This window comes from Janthinobacterium sp. LPB2021202312-11-4 (assembly GCF_037049705.1).
In the GTDB taxonomy this organism is placed as follows: domain Bacteria; phylum Pseudomonadota; class Gammaproteobacteria; order Pseudomonadales; family Pseudomonadaceae; genus Aquipseudomonas.
In genome coordinates, this window is record NZ_JBAGKV010000002.1 from 288731 (window position 1) to 305252 (window position 16522).

Below are 16522 nucleotides of genomic sequence, written 5' to 3' on the forward strand. Positions count from 1 at the left end.
GATAACAACAATCACAGGTGATTGCAGTGAGGCAGACCACCCAAGCGTTCCGCGCCCGATACCGAGCCGACATTCATCGTTTCTACAATCCCTGGTTGCATGGCGCCTTCGTGCTGCTGTTCGGCCTCCTGGCCATCGGCGGGTTCTGGCGCACGGTGCAGCAGGTTCAGCCGCTGGAGTGGCTGGCCGTGCCGTTGACGCTGCTGTTCTTCAACTTCGGCGTGTACATGGTGCATCGCCACCTCGGGCATCACAAAAAGAGCTTCGCGCGGATGTTCTACGCCCGGCATGCCGGCGACCATCACAGTTTTTTCGCCCCGGGCCACATGACCTATGACGGCGCCCGGGACTGGCGGGTGATTCTGTTTCCAGCCTGGCTGATCGTCGTTCATACGCTGGTCGTTACCCTGCCGCTCTGGTGGCTGATTTCGCAGGTCAACGCCAACGTCGCCGGGTTGTTCGGCGGCTGCATGGTCCTGGGCTACCTGACCTATGAAGTGTTCCATGCCTGCGAACATTTGCCGCCACGCAACCCGATTACCCGGCTGCCGTGGATTCGCCAGATGCGCCGCCTGCATGAACTGCATCACCGCCGCGAGCTGATGCAGGAACGCAACTTCAATATCGTGTTTCCACTGATGGACACCCTGTTCGGCACCCTGTACTGGGAACCGGAGCACGCCAACCCGCACCCGACGAGAACGCCCATGACCCGCATGCAGCACCAGATCGACATCGCCGGCAACCCGATTGCCGTGCTCGCCTACGCCAGCAGCGTGACCCGTTGGCCCGAGTGGCATCCGTCCTCGCTCAAGGTCGATGGCCAAAGCGGTCCGCTGCATGCCGGCTCGCGGTTCGAGGAAGACATCCGGGCTGGCGGGCGTGACGGGCACTTGAGTTGGGAGGTCGAGGAGTATTTGCCGGGCCGTCGTTGGAGCGCCCAGGCCCGGGGCGATCATGGCTTGTCGCTGGTGGTGACTTACGAATGCGAGGCGGTGGGTGACAGCACACGGTTTGTTCGCACCCTTGAGTATCAGTTCAGCGGCCTCGGGATGCGCATCGCCAATCAATTGCTGCTCAAGCGACGCATCGATCACGAGTCGGCAGCGTCATTGCTGGCGCTGCGCACCATGGCGCAACAACACCTCGCCCCGGCAGGAGTGAGCGCGTGAGGTCCGTCTTCAGGTTGTTACTGCTGCTTATCGTCGCGATTGCCGCCTTCCTGCTGCTGATGCCGACCAAGGTGCAACCGGTGGCCTGGACGCCGGCACCGGCGCCGTCTCTGGCCAGCGGCGTGTTTGCCGATAATCAGAAGCTCAAGGACGTGGAGCGCGTGGGCGCCTCGGACATCGACGGGCCCGAGGCCTTGCTACTGGAAAACGACGCCTTGATCACTGGCCTGCACGACGGTCGGGTGATTCGCACCAGCCTCGACGGCAAGGTCAGCAAAGTGTTGACCGATACCGGCGGCCGGCCATTGGGGCTGGCCCGGCATCCCAACGGTTTGCTGGTGATTGCCGACGGGGTCAAGGGCTTGCTGTCCCTCGACGCCCAGGGTCGTCTGATTCCGTTAACCACCCTGGCCAATGGCGTGCCCTTCGGTTTTACCGATGACGTGGCCATCGACAAGCCGGGGCATTACGCCTATTTCAGCGATGCGTCGAGTCGTTGGGGTTATGGCAAGGATGGTGAGGCGATCATCGAGCACGGCGGTGACGGTCGGTTGCTGCGTTATGACTTCCAGACCGGCAAGACCAGCGTGTTGCTGGACAAACTGGAGTTCGCCAACGGCGTGACCCTGGGGCCCGACGATGCGTTTGTGCTGGTCAACGAAACCGGCGCTTATCGCATCAGCCGCTATTGGCTGACCGGGCCGAAAGCCGGGACCCATGACCTGTTTATCGACAACTTGCCAGGGTTGCCGGACAACCTGGCGTTTAACGGTCAAAACCGTTTTTGGGTAGCGCTGTATGCGCCGCGGAACAAACTGCTGGATGCCACGGCGCCGCACCCGTTCGTGCGCAAGATGATTGTGCGAGCCATGAGCGTACTGCCCAAACCCGTGGAGAAACGCGCCTTCGCCTTGGGCCTGGATCTGGACGGCAAAGTGATCGCCAATCTGCAGGATGCCGGGCCTGGCAACTATTCGCCGATCACCACTGTGCGCGAGTATGGGGACTGGTTGTATTTCGGTTCGTTGAAGGCGCAGCACATGGCGCGGTTGCCGCTGGAAAAGGCGTTGCGTTAACGCATCAGGATCAAAAGATCGCAGCCTTCGGCAGCTCCTACCTGGGATTGCGATCATCTTGTAGGAGCTGCCGAAGGCTGCGATCTTTTGATCTCAGTATTTTGGATCTTCAACCCGTTCTACCGGCTTGCCCTGTTCATCATCCGGGATGTCTTCGGCATCCGGCTCTTCAGGCTCAACGGTATTGTGCTGCGGGCTCAACGGCTCCGGATGAGTCGGGATAGGATCGAACCCGCCCTGCTCTTCGCTTGGAAATTTTTCGTTGGACGATCGGGGATGATTCATGGAAGGCACCTCTGCGCGAGTCATGGATGGAAAGACTCTGTACGTTCGAGGTGCCGGGATCTGACGCCGTTCCAATTATTCAGTCACCGATGGTCGGCGACTCAGGACGACGCCTGGAGTTGTTTGACGATCTTGTCCTTGACCAGCAATCGCTGTTCCTTGAGCTTTTTCAGGGCGTCATCGCTGGGTGCATCCGATTTGGCCGTTTCAGCCTTGACCACTTCGGCGTCCGCTTGCGAATACTTGTTGATCAGAGAATCCAGTAATGGGTCCTTGGTGCGTTTTTGCTGGATAACTTCCTTTGAAATCTTCAGGTCCTGATAAAGGTCGTGTGGCACCGGCATGGAACACCTCCGTTTGTTGATCGGTAGCAAACGCGATCAATTGCGTTCACCAATTATCAGAATGGCCTCGGTTACCCGGTTCTGTCGACCTCCTGTCAGACCAGCGGTGTCCGTTCGTCGTCCTTTTGCATACCCGATCAAACCTTTCGCCGCCCGTCAGCCTCCACTGTTCAACGATCCTGTGATCGCCCATGAAAACCTCTGTGGAGAATAACCAATGGACGGATTCACCCTGCGCCACCTCGCCCTGGCCGTTGCCTTGAGCAGCAGCATGGGCACCGCATTCGCCGCCACTTCCAATGATTTTGTCGACAACGCCGCAGCCGGCGGCATTGCCGAAGTCGAAACCAGCAAATTGGCCGTGGAAAAAAGCTCATCGGCGGACATCAAATCGTTTGCCAACATGATGATCACCGATCACACCAAGGCCAACGATGAACTGGCCGCCCTGGCGAAAAAGCATGACATCGAGGTGCCGGACAGCACGACGCTGGTAAAGCAGGCTAAGGAGAAAATCCTCGGCCTGCGTGACGAGTCGTTCGACGCGGCCTACGCCAACAACCAGGTGAAGGCCCACGAAGAAACCATCGCCCTGTTCAAGAAAGAAGCCGACACCGTCACCGACGACCGAACCCCCGGCGCCACCGAACTCAAAGGTTTCGCGCAGAAAATGCTGCCGGCGCTGCAAAAGCACCTGGACGCGGCCAAAGCGTTGCAAGCGGCGCATCCGAGCAAGTAACCCCTCCACCAAAAAAACCGCATCCAGGGATGCGGTTTTTTTTGTCTGCCGTAATCCCCGCTCGAACAAAACAACGCCCCCCGTAGGAGCTGGCGAAGCCTGCGATCTTTTGATCTTTAACAATCCAACCAGCGCCACGATCAAAAAATCGCAGCCTTGGGCAGCGCCTACTAGAGTTGTTGCCCAAGGATGAAAATATCCTGCCGGGGGCGAACAACTATTTCGTACGGCAAATGTCACTGATTTGCGCCGATCAATTTTTGGGAAATCGGCCCAACACTTCCAGGGAGTCAAGGCACATGGCGGCACTGCAAAGCAGCACACTCGATGCAATGAAAAAAAACCAGGTGCAACTGGTTGCCGAATGGACGAACAGCCTCGAGGCCAGTGGTGCCACGCGTAACCTCAAAGACCATGACCTGAAGCAGCAGACGTCAGAGTTCTTTGAGTTGATCACTTCCGGGCTGGACCACGGCAACGGCCAGAACATCGCCGCACCGGGCTGGGACGAAATTCGCCAGTTTCTCGAAAAGCTCTCCCACAGCCGCGCCTTGCTCGGCCACGACTCGCAACAAACCGCCAGTTTCATCTTTGCCCTCAAAGGCCCGCTGTTTTCGTTGCTGCAGAAGCAGTACAAAGACGATCCGGCGCTGCTGGCCGAGCAACTCTGGGAAATCTCCGAACTGCTCGACGCCCTGGGCATGCACACCATCCACACCTTCCAGAAGTCCCGCGAAGCGGTGATCAAGCGCCAGCAAGAAGAATTGCTCGAACTTTCCACCCCGGTGGTCAAACTTTGGGACGGCGTGCTCGCACTGCCAATGATCGGCACCCTCGACTCGCAACGCACCCAAGTGGTGATGGAATCGCTGCTGCAACGGATCGTCGACACCGGCTCGGAAATCGCCATCATCGACATCACCGGCGTGCCGACGGTCGACACCCTGGTGGCGCAACACCTGCTTAAAACCGTCACCGCCATTCGCCTGATGGGCGCCGATTGCATCATCAGCGGCGTACGACCGCAGATCGCGCAAACCATCGTGCACCTGGGCTTGGACCTGCAAGGTGTGGTCACCAAGGCCAACCTGGCCGATGCGCTGAAACTGGCCCTGACCCGGCTGGGACTGACCGTCAGCAAGGCGGTATGAGGTGATGGAGCGGATTCCGATTCTGCAAATGGGCGACTTTCTGCTGGTGACCATCCAGGTTGACATGCATGACCAATTGGCCCTGACCCTTCAGGACGACTTGTCCGAGCGCATCAGCAAAACTTCGGCCCGGGGCGTGCTGATCGATATCTCGGCGCTGGACATGGTCGATTCATTTATCGGCCGGATGATCGGGACCATTTCCGGCCTGTCGAAAATCATGGACGCCCAGACCGTGTTGGTGGGCATGCAGCCGGCCGTGGCGATCACGCTGGTTGAACTCGGCATGACCCTGCCCGGCGTCAGCACCGCGCTGAACGTCGAGCGTGGCATGAAGCTGTTGCATGAGCGGGTGCGTGAACAATGACCGTACGCAGCAGCGGCAGCCAACCGATCCTGATCGAGCAAGACGTGGTGCTGGCCCGCCAGACCGCGCGCAAATTGGCTCAGGAGTGCGGCATGCGCCTGATCGACCTGACCAAACTGGTGACCGCCGTCAGCGAGCTGGCGCGCAACACCATGGTCTATGGTGGCGGCGGCGACATGGACTGGCAGATTCTCGACGAGCCTCCCCGCACCGGGTTGCGCCTGGTCTTTCGTGATGAAGGGCCAGGCATTCCCGACCTCAAGCTGGCCATGACCGATGGCTGGACTTCCGGCAGCGGCCTGGGGCTGGGCCTGACCGGGGCCAAGCGTCTGGTGGAAGAGTTCGAACTGGAAACCGAGCCTGGCAAAGGCACTCGCATAACGATTACCCGATGGACATGAACATTGACGGCACCTTGACGCAGGTCCTGCCGATCGAAGACAGCAGTCAGATCGGTCACGCCCGGCGCACTGCGCAGAAACTCGCGGAGCAAAACGGCTTCGATGTGACCGATTCCGGGCGCGTGGCATTGGTGGCCACTGAACTGGCCAGTAACGTGCTCAAACACGCCGGGCGCGGTGAACTGCACCTGCGGACCTTGCCCCGGGTTTCAGGCACGGGGATCGAGATCATTGCAGTGGACCGTGCCGGTGGCTTTGATTTGCACGCCTGCCTGACCGATGGCTTTTCCACCGGCGGTACGCAAGGCATCGGACTCGGGGCCGTGTCGCGGCAGACGGAAGTCTTCGATGTCTACGCTGATTCAAGGGGCGCCGTGTTGCTGACACGTCTATACCCGCGCACCGACAAGGCACCGGACCGGCGTATCGGCGTCAGCCAGCACTCCTTGCACAATGACCCGGCCTGCGGCGATGTCTGGCGCTTGGCGTTTGACGGGCCATGCATCAGTGCACTGGTGATCGACGGCCTGGGCCATGGCGAGGAAGCTGAACGCGCCGCCCGCGCCGGTGAAAAAGCCTTCGCCCTGACACCGTTTGCTTCTTCGACAGTGTTGCTTGAAGACCTTCATCACGCCATGACCGGCACCCGGGGCGGCGCCGCCGCCATCGCGCAGTTCGACGGTGACGCGCTGAAGTTCATCGGCATCGGCAATATCGGCGCGAGCCTGATCGCCCCGGACAAATCCCGAGGCCTGGCCTCTCATCCAGGCATCGTCGGCGGCCAATACCGGAAGGCCCAGCCCTTTGACTATGCTCATGTGAACGGACAACTGTTGATCATGTACAGCGACGGCCTGCAGTCCCGTTGGAACCTGCAAGATTACCCCGGCCTGGTGCACCGCCATCCCGCCGTGATTGCCACCATTTTGCACCGCGACTTCTGCCGTGGACGGGACGACGTCACGGTGCTGGTTATCGCGCTGGAGGCCGCCCATGGCTGAGTCACCCAACCTGACGCCCGACGAACAATCGGTGCTGATCGCTCAATTGCAGAGCGAAGCCACTGCCCTGTTCGACGAACTCGACGAAACCAACCAGGGGGTTCTGGCGCTCTATGCCGAGCTCGACCAGCAGGCTGAACAACTTCGACAGGCCTCGGACCTGAAAAGCCGCTTCCTGTCGTACATGAGCCATGAGTTCCGCACGCCGTTGGGCTCGATCCTGAGCATTACCGGCCTGCTGACTGACGAGCTCGACGGGCCCTTGAGCCCCGAGCAGCACAAGCAAGTGGCGTTCGTCAGCAGTGCCGCGCGGGAACTGAGCGACATGGTCGACGACTTGCTCGACCTGGCGAAGATCGAGGCCGGGCGCATCACCATTTCACCGGCCTGGTTCGACATGTTCGACCTGTTTGCCGCCCTGCGTGGAATGTTCCGGCCGATAGTCGAGGGCAGCGCCGTGGACCTGATCTTCGAAGAACCGGTCGGTATCCCTCGCCTGTTTACCGACGACAAGAAACTCGCACAGATCCTGCGCAACTTCATTTCCAACTCGTTGAAGTTCACCACACGCGGTGAAGTCCGGGTGTCGGCGCGGCTGGAAAACGGCGATAACGTGCGCTTCGCCGTCAGCGACACCGGAATAGGTATCGCCCCGGAGCTACATGGCGCATTGTTCGAGGACTTTTCCCAAGTTGATTCGCCATTGCAAAAACGCCTGCGTGGCACCGGCCTCGGTCTGTCCTTGTGCAAACGCTTCGCCGCGTTGCTGGAGGACGAAGTCGGGGTCGAGAGCACGCCGGGGACCGGTTCGACTTTTTTCGTGATCATCCCGCTGGCCATTGCCGTGGAGCCCGCCGATGAAACGTGACATCTGCTTGCTGATCGTCGACGACAACGTCGCCACCCGCTACGCCCTGCGTCGGCGCCTGGAACGGCACGGCTACGCGATACTCGAAGCCGGCACCGGCACCGAGGGCCTGGCGTTGATCGACAGCGAACGGATCGATGCGTTGATCCTCGACGTCAACCTGCCGGACATGAGCGGCTTCGATATCGTGCGCAAACTGCGTGCCGAGGCGGCCACCGCCCTGCTGCCGGTGATTCATGTCTCCGCGGCGTCAATCCAGACCGGCGACATCATCACCGGCCTCGACGCCGGCGCCGATGCTTACCTGATCCACCCCGTGGACCCGGACGTCTTGCTCGCGACCCTGCGCACCTTGCTGCGGGTGCGCGACACCGAGAATGCCCTGCGCGAAAGCGAGGCGCGGTTTCGGGAGATCTTCAGCAACGTTTCGGCCCCCATTGCGGTGATGGACGCGACGCTGAAAGTCCACGAATGCAATCACGCTTTTGCGCAACTGATCCAGGACAACCTCGATTCCAACACCCTGCGCGAATGCTTTGCCGACGATCAGGGCGCGGTGATTGATGAGTTGCGTCTGCGCCTGGCCTACGGCGAGCGTTGGAAAGGCACGCTGAACATGCGCGTCGAAGGGCTGGTACGGGAAACCGAGTGGCAAATTTCGCCCTATCGCACCCCGGAACTGAGCCTGGTATTTGTCGAGGATGTCACCGAGCATCGCCACCGCGAACGCTCGCACCTGGCCCGACTCGACGACGCCACCACGCAACTGGCCAAGGAGGTCGCCGAGCGGGTGCGCACCGAAGCGCAGTTGCTGCAAGTGCAGAAAATGGATGCGCTAGGCAAGTTGACCGGGGGCATCGCCCATGACTTCAACAATTTGCTGACCGGCATCATCACCAGTCTGGAACTGATTCAGAAACGGATCGCCGACTCACGCACCGACAAGGTTCAGTTCTACGCCGAAGCGGCGCTGAACTCGGCCATGAGTGCTGCGTCCCTGACCCATCGCCTGCTGGCCTTCGCCCGCCAGCAACCGCTGGATACCCGGCCGGTGGACATCAACGAGAACATCCGCTCACTCGAAGAACTGCTGGTACGCACCATCGGCGAACGCATTGCCCTGAAGCTGGAATTGACCTCCAAGGCTGCCGTCGCGCTGGTCGATCCGATCCAGTTGGAAAGTGCCGTGCTCAACCTGGTGATCAACGCCCGGGATGCGCTGCCCCAGGGCGGCAATATCTGGGTCAGCACCTACGCGGCCTATTCCCACGGCGACCCCAATCTGGCGGACGGCGCCTATGTGGCGCTGGCGGTACGCGATGACGGCACCGGCATTGAACACAGCGTAATCGACAAGGTCTTCGACCCGTTTTTCACCACCAAGCCGCTGGGCCAGGGCACCGGGCTGGGGCTGTCCACCATTTACGGGTTTGCCCGGCAGTCCGGGGGCGATGCGCATATCCGCAGCGTGGCCCGTCGCGGCACCGAAGTGACCATCATGCTGCCGGCCAGCGCCGACCCTACGGCGGCCGAAACTGAATCGGTGGTCGTCGATTCCCAGGGCTCGGGCGAGCATGTGCTGATTGTCGAGGACATGCCGTCGGTGCGCATGTTCGTCGCCGAGGCGTTGGTGGATGCGGGTTATCGATGCACCCAAGTGGGCGATATCGAAACCGCGCTGGAGCGTTTGCAGAATGATCCGACGGTCGACTTGATGCTGACTGATGTCGGCTTGCCGCGCATGAGCGGGCGGGAACTTGCCGATGTCGCTCGGGGCTGGCGCGAAGGGTTGCCGATTTTGTTTATGACCGGTTATGCGGAAAACGCGCTGAATCGTTCTGAGTTTCTGGGCGAAGGCATGGACATGTTGGTCAAACCGTTTCAGATCAATGAATTGCTCGACAAGGTTCGACGCTCCCTCGACGGCGCCTGAGCAACTCAAGATCAAAGGATCACAGCCTTCGCCAGCGCCTACCGGGTTCGGCGTAGGAGCTGCTGAAGGCTGCGATCTTTGAATTGCCGCTACAAAACCCTGGCCAAAAACGGCGCCGTGCGGCTCTTCTTGTTTTTGGCAACGGTCTGCGGCGTACCGGCCACCACAATCTTGCCGCCCTGATCCCCCGCCCCCGGCCCGATGTCGATCACCCAGTCACTCTGGGCAACCACGCGCATTTCATGTTCGACGACGATCACCGTATGCCCTGCTGTCACCAGCGTATCCAGTTGTTCCAGCAACCGATCGACATCCCGTGGGTGCAACCCGGTGGTGGGTTCGTCGAGCACGTACAGGGTCGCGCCCCGCTGGTTGCGTTGCAGTTCGGTGGCCAGTTTGATGCGCTGGGCTTCGCCGCCGGACAACTCGGTTGCCGGTTGCCCAAGGCGCAGGTAACCGAGTCCGATGTCCCGCAGCACCTCCAGCGAGCGGCGGATGCCCGGTTGTTCGGCAAACACCGTGACCGCTTCGTCCACCGTCAGTTGCAGCACCTGGGCGATGCTCAGGCCATTCCAGGTGATCGCCAACGTCTGCGGGTTATAGCGCGCGCCGTGACAAGTCGGGCATGGCGCGTAGATGCTCGGCATGAACAGCAACTCGACACTGACAAAGCCCTCGCCTTCGCAGGTCGGGCAACGGCCCTTGGCGACGTTGAAGGAAAACTGCCCGGCGTCGTACCCCTCGGCCTGCGCCTCGGGGGTGGCGGCGAACAGTTTGCGCACGTTGTCGAACAGCCCGGTGTAGGTCGCCAGGTTCGAGCGCGGCGTGCGGCCAATCGGCTTCTGATCAACTTGCACCAAGCGTTTAATCGACTCCAGCCCCGCCGTGACCTGACCGCCGCTGACTTGCGGCGCGTCATCCTCAAGGCTCAGCTCTTCGGGCTCGCTGGCAGCCCGGCCCAGATGCGCACCCACCAGTTCAAGCAACGCCTGGCTGACCAGACTCGACTTGCCAGAGCCCGAAACACCCGTCACCGAGGTGAAGCAGCCCAAGGGAAACTCGACGCTGAGGTTGTTCAGGTTGTTGCGGCTGATGCCTTCCAGCCGCACCCAGTCCTTGGCCTTGCGAATAGCGCGCGGCGCCGTGACCTGTTCGGCGAACAGGTAGGCGCGGGTCTGGGACTCGCTGATGTGCTCCAGCCCTGACGGCGCGCCGCTGTAGAGAATGCGCCCACCATGCTCGCCCGCCGCCGGCCCGACGTCGATCAACCAGTCAGCGCGGCGCATGGTTTCCAGGTCATGCTCGACCACAAACAGCGTGTTGCCCGCTGCTTTCAGGCGTTGCAGGGCTTCGAACAGTGCCTCGCCATCCGCCGGGTGCAGACCGGCGGACGGTTCATCGAGGACGTAGATCACGCCGAACAGTTGCGACCCCAATTGCGTCGCCAGGCGCAGACGCTGCAACTCGCCGGACGACAACGTCGGCGTGCTGCGTTCCAGCGCCAGGTAACCGAGGCCCAGGTCGGTCAGGGTGCTGACCCGCTCCAGCAAATCTTGGGCGATGCGTTGCGCGGCCAGGCGTTTCTCCACCGACAGGTTCGGCGTGTGGCGCACGTCAGGGGCGTTGGCGTGACCACTGGCGCCGTGGGCGACACGCTGTTCGCGGGCCTCGCGGGTCTGGTCATGGGTCAGGACTTCGCCGGGTTCATCAGGCTGTTCAAGGTAGGTTTGAGCCGCCACCGGTTTCAGGACTTCAGCCACTTGCAGCAACGGCATCTGCGACAACTCACCGATGTCGTACCCGGCAAACGTCACCGATAACGCCTCGCGCTTGAGCCGCTTGCCGTCGCACAACGGGCACGGGCTGCCGAGCATGAATTGCGAAACGCGCTTTTTCATCAACGCACTTTGCGAGTGGCTGAAGGTGTGGAGGATGTAGCGCCGGGCGCCGCTGAAAGTCCCCTGGTAACTCGGCTCCATTTTGCGCTCGAGGGCGACTTTGGTTTCTTCCGGGGTCAGCCCGGCGTACACCGGCACGGTGGGGGCTTCTTCGGTGAAGAGAATCCAGTCCCGCTGCTGCTTCGGCAGTTTGCGCCAGGGAATATCGACGTCGATGCCCATGGTCACCAGGATGTCCCGCAGGTTCTGCCCTTGCCAGGCCAGCGGCCAGGAGGCAATCGCCCGTTGGCGGATGGTCAGGTTCGGGTCCGGGACCATCAACGCTTCGGTCACTTCATAGACACGTCCCAAACCATGGCACTCAGGGCACGCGCCTTGGGGCGTGTTCGGCGAGAAGTCCTCGGCATACAGCATCGCCTGCCCCGGCGGGTAGCTGCCGGCGCGGGAATAGAGCATGCGGATCAGGCTCGACAAGGTTGTCACGCTGCCCACCGAAGACCGGGTGCTCGGCGTGCCGCGCTGCTGTTGCAGGGCCACGGCCGGCGGCAGGCCTTCGATGGAGTCCACGTCCGGCACCCCGACCTGATCGATCAAGCGTCGGGCATAGGGCGCCACGGATTCGAAATAGCGCCGTTGCGCTTCGGCGTACAAGGTCGAAAACGCCAGGGACGACTTGCCCGAGCCGGACACCCCGGTGAACACCACCAGGGCATCGCGGGGAATGTCCACGTCAACGTTCTTGAGGTTGTGCTCCCGGGCGCCGCGCACCCGGACCATGCCGGAGGGAGGGGTTGAGGTGCGCTTTGAAGTCATGAACCAGCCTTAATTCAAGATGCATTGAAAACGCGATCCCCCGTAGGAGCTGCCGAAGGCTGCGATCTTTTGATCTTGATCTTTAAAAGCAAAATCAAAAGATCGCAGCCTTCGGCAGCTCCTACGGGGGTATGTGTCAACCGTTGAGGACGGTGCGGACCATTTGGGTCAGCGCTTGCGGCCCATACGGTTTGCTGAGCAAATGGGTATCAGGGCTTAGTTGGTGATTGCGCGAAATGATGTCCCGGGTGTGCCCGGAGGTAAACAGCACCGCCACCGCCGGGCTCTGCACTTTGGCCCAGGCCGCCAGGTCCGAGCTTTTGATCAGGCCGGGCATGACCACGTCGGTGAAGATCAGGTCCACGGCCACGCCCTCCATCAACATCTGCATGGCCGTGTCGCCATTGGTGGCGGTCAGCACCTGATAGCCTTCTTCACGCAGCAATTCCACCGCCGTGCTACGCACGGCTTCGTTGTCCTCGACCACCAGAATCGTCTCATGCCCGCCCGGCGGATTCGGCCCGTGAAGCGGCGCCTCATTGGCCAGCGGTCGCAGGCTGCGCGGGAAATACAACTGCACCCGCGTGCCCTCGCCCGCCACACTGGCGATCTCGATGTGCCCGCCGCTCTGCTTGACGAAACCGAACACCATGCTCAAGCCCAAACCGGTGCCCTGACCATCGGCCTTGGTGGTGAAAAACGGTTCGAACGCTTGGGCCAGTACCTGCGGTGACATACCGATGCCGGCGTCGGTCACGGTCACGCGCAGGTAGTCACCGGCGACGATGCCTTTGCCCGCACAAAACTTCCGGTCCAGGGCAATATTCCCGACGCCAAGGCCGATGGTGCCCTCGCCTTTCATGGCGTCGCGGGCATTGATCGCCAGGTTGAGAATGGCGTTTTCCAGCTGATTGCGGTCCACATACAGGCGCCAGGCATCGTCGGCCACAGCCACATTGATCTGAATGGTTTCCCCCAATGCCCGCTGCAACAATTCCCCCAGGCCTTCGAAGATTTGCCGGGGGTCGCAGACCGCTGGCGACAACGGCTGACGGCGGGCAAACGCGAGCAGTTGCGATGAAAGCTTGGCGCCGCGCTCGACCGCCGCAATCGAAGCACTGACCCGGCGCTGCACGTTGGGATTATCCGGCTCATGCCGGGCCAGCAGATGCAGGTTGCCGGCAATCACTTGCAGCAAATTGTTGAAGTCATGGGCCACACCGCCGGTGAGGCCACCGATAGCTTCGAGCTTCTGGGACTGGCGTAATTGTTCCTCCGCCGCCAGTCGCGCGCCGACTTCATCAGCCACCCGTTGTTCCAGGTTACGAGTGAACTTGAGCAAGGACTCTTCGGCGATTTTGCGTTCATGGATGTCGATCAACACCCCGGGAAAGCGAAACGGTTTGCCCTGTTCATTGAACTCGCAACAGCCGCTGGCCAGTAACCACCGGTAGCTGCCATCAGGGCACAGGATGCGGTACTCGGCGTTATAAGGCTCACCGGTTTGCACGGAGTGATTGACCTGCTCCTCAACCCAATCGAAATCGTCAGGGTGAATCCGCGATTCGGCGATGGCAGTGGGCAAGTCGGCCAGGTCCTGATGCGCCGGATAAGAAAACGTGCGCGCAAAACGCTCATCTCCGGACAACACGTTGGTCTCGATATCCCAGACAAACGAACCGAGCAACGCCCCGGCATTCAGCGCCAGGCGCACCCGCTCATTGTCAGCGCGATAAGCGTTCTCGGCTTCCTGGCGCCGGCGTTCGGAAATCACATGGGCGGTGGTCTCGACCACCATCGCCATGACCCCGCCGGGATGGCCTTCGTCATTGGCGACGGGGCTGTAATACAGATCCAGCCAGACATCTTCCGGAACACCATCGCGCAACAGCACCAGCTCCTTGTTGCGAAAGGACAAGGTGCCGCCCGCCAGGCACGTATCCACCACGTGGCGATTGAAATCCGCGACTTCCGGCCAACCGAGTTCCACCGGCGCCCCCAGCAGATAGGGATGGCGGCCACCGGCAAACACCGAATAGGCGTCGTTGTAGATCATGTAACCGAGCGGCCCCCAAAGCATCACCATCGGCAGCGGCGACGCCAGCATCAACTGCACCGTACTGATCAGGCTGCGGGGCCAGCGATCAATGGCACCCAGCTCGGTCTGGCTCCAGTCGAACGCACAGATACGTCCGGCCATTTCGCCATTCCAGCCAGCACACCCGTGGCTATCAGATAAAAACTGCATCGGCTGACTCTGTGTCCTGTAATGGCGCCCAGTTGTTTCGAGCACCGCGCAGTGCTAATGGTTTCATGCAGGTATAGCTGATTTACCCATGGAACACTTTTGTGCCGAGGGGCTTGCCAGGCACACCTGCGAGTGCGCCTCGATCAGATACTTGAGCCGATGGTAGCCATTTCTCAGGTTGCCGGCGACGTCGAAAATGGTCTTCTCGATGGCCAACGAAATGCGGGGGGTGGGGAGCGAGATGCTTGCGGGGTGCCGGACGCGTGCAGGTGCACGGCGTGCAGCGATGGCGTCCGTGAAATCGCCATCGCCGCAAAGCCGTGCCACTACAGGAAGATCACTATCAATCCGTGCCGTATTTCGGCGAGCGCGGTCCGTACAGCAAACCGGCTGGATGCCCGGCCGACAGCAATCGATTGCTGGCGACACCGGCAATCGGATAGCCGGCGTCGGTGGAGCTGTTGATGATCTGTTTCACCGCAGCGGTAATCAGCATGCCCACCAGACCGCCGCCGCCGTTGTTGCCGCCCTCTTCGCTCGACGCGCGCGCCGCACCGGTCCACAGGGTGGTGCCGGTTTTCAGGTCGACCAGTTTGGCGGTCGCGGTGACGGCCGTTTCGCTGCTGATCACCATGTAGCGTGTGCCGTATTCAGTCACGGTGATGTACAGCGCGGCGTCGGCGCCGAAAATGCTCCGCAGTTTGTCCGCCGGAGCCTGGTGAATATCCGCTGGCGTGGTCAGGCCGTTCTGGCGAAACGTTTCGTCAACCAAGGCAATCGGCAGCACGTAGTAACCGGCCTCGGCCAACGGAAAGGTCACTTGGGACAGCATGGCGTACGACGCCTTGACGTCCGGGGAGTCGTTCAGCGGCGGCAACACCAGAATGGTTTTCGGGCGGGCTTGCTTGTACGCCGAATAGTCCACGGTCTTGGGGCTGACACAACCGCCAAGAACCGCCAGTGCCAGCAGGCCGGCCATCAGTTTCAATGAGCGCGAGATCATTTGGCGTCTCCGGTTTTAGCGTTCTTGAGCAGAAAATCCATGTACGCCCCGGACTCGGGGAACAGCGTCTTCTCGGTCCGGAACTGCTGAACCATCTGATCGTCCTTACCCATGCTCAGGTACAACAGGCCCAAGTGGGCGTGGTAACCGGGCGGCGGGGTCTTGCCCGTCGAGGCGATCTTCTGCAAGTCGCGCTCCAGGGCTTCGGCCTGTGCTTCCTTGGGTGTTTCACCCTTGAAGTACTCATAGACTTCCGGCTGGTAGCTTTCCCACTGGTACAGGGTGGGCGGGCCGCTGTTGCAGCCGGCCAGCAATGCGCTGCCCGACAGGACCAATGTCATCAATGGCCATGCTAGAAACTTGTTCATTGGGTTATCGCTCCTTGATCAGTTGCCCGGTTTCCATGCACCGGAGTTCATGCCATCCACCAGGCGATTGATCGCCTCGCGCATGGCCAGGTCGAGCACTTTGCCGTTGAGGGTCGAATCGTAGGCCGCAGTGCCGCCAAAACCGATGATTTCGCGGTTGGACAAGGCGTACTCGCCCGCGCCCTGGGTCGAATAGACGACTTCCGAGGTGCTGATATTGACGATGTTCAGGTTGACCTTGGCGTAGGCCACTTGGGTCTTGCCGCGACCGAGGATGCCGAACAGTTGATGATCGCCGGTTTCTTTGCGGCCGAACTCGGTCACATCACCGGTCACCACGAAGTCAGCACCCTTGAGGCGCTGGGTCTGGCCCTTGATCGACGCTTCCTGCTGGATCTCGCCCATGTTGTCGCGGTCCAGCACGCTGAAGCGGTTGGTCTGCTGCAAGTGAGTGATCAAAATGGTCTTGGCCTGACCGCCGAGGCGATCCACGCCATCGGAGAAAATCCCGCGCATGTAGCTCGAACGGTTGTCGAACTTGCCCACCGCCATCGGTACGCGAACACCGGCCCAGGCTTGGCTGGCGCTTTCGACTTTTTCTACCGGCAATGCGCGGGAGCTTTCAGTTGCACACCCGCCGATAGCACTTAATACGGCAATCGCGGTACCCGACACCAACATCCGAGAGATCATTCTCACTGTGTATTCCTTCTTGAAGTGCTGTTGATCCCGGCACGGCATTGGCCAATCGCTGCGGGTTGCAGCGACGAAAAAGCGTTGGGGATTTGAATCGACAATCGACGTGCGGAACGTCGGCGGCGGGCATTATGCCAAAGTGCCACCACCCAGAACAGC

16 protein-coding genes are annotated in these 16522 nt (G+C 61.0%); 9 read left to right on the top strand and 7 right to left on the bottom strand.

Going from position 1 to position 16522, the window contains the following annotated elements:
- Window positions 1-26: 26 nt before the first annotated feature.
- Together V5E99_RS03300 and V5E99_RS03305 are read left to right on the top strand one after the other, a co-directional pair.
- Window positions 27-1172 (top strand): sterol desaturase/SRPBCC family protein, encoded by a 1146-nt coding sequence (locus V5E99_RS03300; protein ID WP_499800894.1) that lies wholly within the window; start codon window positions 27-29, stop codon window positions 1170-1172.
- Entirely contained in the window at window positions 1169-2248 is a 1080-nt protein-coding gene (locus V5E99_RS03305; protein ID WP_499800896.1) for an SMP-30/gluconolactonase/LRE family protein, read from the top strand. The genes V5E99_RS03300 and V5E99_RS03305 overlap by 4 nt, the downstream gene beginning before the upstream one ends.
- A 93-nt stretch (window positions 2249-2341) precedes the next feature.
- Here the strand turns inward: V5E99_RS03305 and V5E99_RS03310 are convergent, their stop codons facing one another.
- Complete coding sequence (locus V5E99_RS03310; RefSeq protein ID WP_499800897.1) at window positions 2342-2533, bottom strand: hypothetical protein; 192 nt, start codon at window positions 2531-2533, stop codon at window positions 2342-2344.
- A 101-nt stretch (window positions 2534-2634) separates the two neighbouring features.
- Window positions 2635-2877: a DUF465 domain-containing protein gene (locus tag V5E99_RS03315; protein WP_499800898.1), complete on the bottom strand. Its 243-nt coding sequence runs from the start codon at window positions 2875-2877 to the stop codon at window positions 2635-2637.
- Between the two features lie 217 nt (window positions 2878-3094).
- Here V5E99_RS03315 and V5E99_RS03320 point away from each other — a divergent pair, with 217 nt between their 5' ends.
- The 7 genes from V5E99_RS03320 to V5E99_RS03350 all read left to right on the top strand — a co-directional run bounded on the left by V5E99_RS03320 (window position 3095) and on the right by V5E99_RS03350 (window position 9337).
- Window positions 3095-3616 carry a DUF4142 domain-containing protein gene (locus V5E99_RS03320; RefSeq protein WP_499800899.1) on the top strand — a complete coding sequence of 174 codons (522 nt, stop codon included), beginning with the start codon at window positions 3095-3097 and terminating at the stop codon, window positions 3614-3616.
- Between the two features lie 299 nt (window positions 3617-3915).
- Entirely contained in the window at window positions 3916-4767 is an 852-nt protein-coding gene (locus V5E99_RS03325) for an STAS domain-containing protein (protein WP_499800900.1), read from the top strand.
- Window positions 4768-4771: 4 nt separating this feature from the next.
- Window positions 4772-5134: an STAS domain-containing protein gene (locus tag V5E99_RS03330; RefSeq protein ID WP_499800901.1), complete on the top strand. Its 363-nt coding sequence runs from the start codon at window positions 4772-4774 to the stop codon at window positions 5132-5134.
- Window positions 5131-5535: an anti-sigma regulatory factor gene (locus V5E99_RS03335; protein WP_499800902.1), complete on the top strand. Its 405-nt coding sequence runs from the start codon at window positions 5131-5133 to the stop codon at window positions 5533-5535. The genes V5E99_RS03330 and V5E99_RS03335 overlap by 4 nt, the downstream gene beginning before the upstream one ends.
- On the top strand, window positions 5526-6536 hold the full coding sequence (locus V5E99_RS03340; RefSeq protein WP_499800903.1) for an ATP-binding protein: 1011 nt from the start codon (window positions 5526-5528) through the stop codon (window positions 6534-6536). The genes V5E99_RS03335 and V5E99_RS03340 overlap by 10 nt, the downstream gene beginning before the upstream one ends.
- Window positions 6529-7404 (top strand): sensor histidine kinase, encoded by an 876-nt coding sequence (locus V5E99_RS03345; protein ID WP_499800905.1) that lies wholly within the window; start codon window positions 6529-6531, stop codon window positions 7402-7404. Before V5E99_RS03340 ends, V5E99_RS03345 begins: the two co-directional genes overlap by 8 nt.
- Entirely contained in the window at window positions 7394-9337 is a 1944-nt protein-coding gene (locus V5E99_RS03350) for a PAS domain-containing hybrid sensor histidine kinase/response regulator (protein ID WP_499800907.1), read from the top strand. Before V5E99_RS03345 ends, V5E99_RS03350 begins: the two co-directional genes overlap by 11 nt.
- Before the next feature lie 89 nt (window positions 9338-9426).
- Here V5E99_RS03350 and uvrA read toward each other — a convergent pair whose 3' ends face one another.
- The 5 genes from uvrA to V5E99_RS03375 form a co-directional block, all read right to left on the bottom strand.
- Entirely contained in the window at window positions 9427-12048 is a 2622-nt protein-coding gene (uvrA, locus tag V5E99_RS03355) for an excinuclease ABC subunit UvrA (RefSeq protein WP_499800908.1), read from the bottom strand.
- A 136-nt stretch (window positions 12049-12184) separates the two neighbouring features.
- Window positions 12185-14248, bottom strand: a complete 2064-nt coding sequence (locus V5E99_RS03360) for a hybrid sensor histidine kinase/response regulator (RefSeq protein ID WP_499800909.1) — start codon at window positions 14246-14248, stop codon at window positions 12185-12187.
- Between the two features lie 391 nt (window positions 14249-14639).
- A complete protein-coding gene (locus V5E99_RS03365; RefSeq protein WP_499800911.1) occupies window positions 14640-15299 on the bottom strand; it encodes a DUF799 domain-containing protein in 660 nt (219 codons plus the stop codon).
- On the bottom strand, window positions 15296-15667 hold the full coding sequence (locus V5E99_RS03370) for a DUF4810 domain-containing protein (RefSeq protein WP_499800913.1): 372 nt from the start codon (window positions 15665-15667) through the stop codon (window positions 15296-15298). Before V5E99_RS03370 ends, V5E99_RS03365 begins: the two co-directional genes overlap by 4 nt.
- Window positions 15668-15685: 18 nt before the next feature.
- Window positions 15686-16360, bottom strand: a complete 675-nt coding sequence (locus tag V5E99_RS03375; RefSeq protein WP_499801098.1) for a CsgG/HfaB family protein — start codon at window positions 16358-16360, stop codon at window positions 15686-15688.
- Between the last annotated feature and the right edge of the window lie 162 nt (window positions 16361-16522).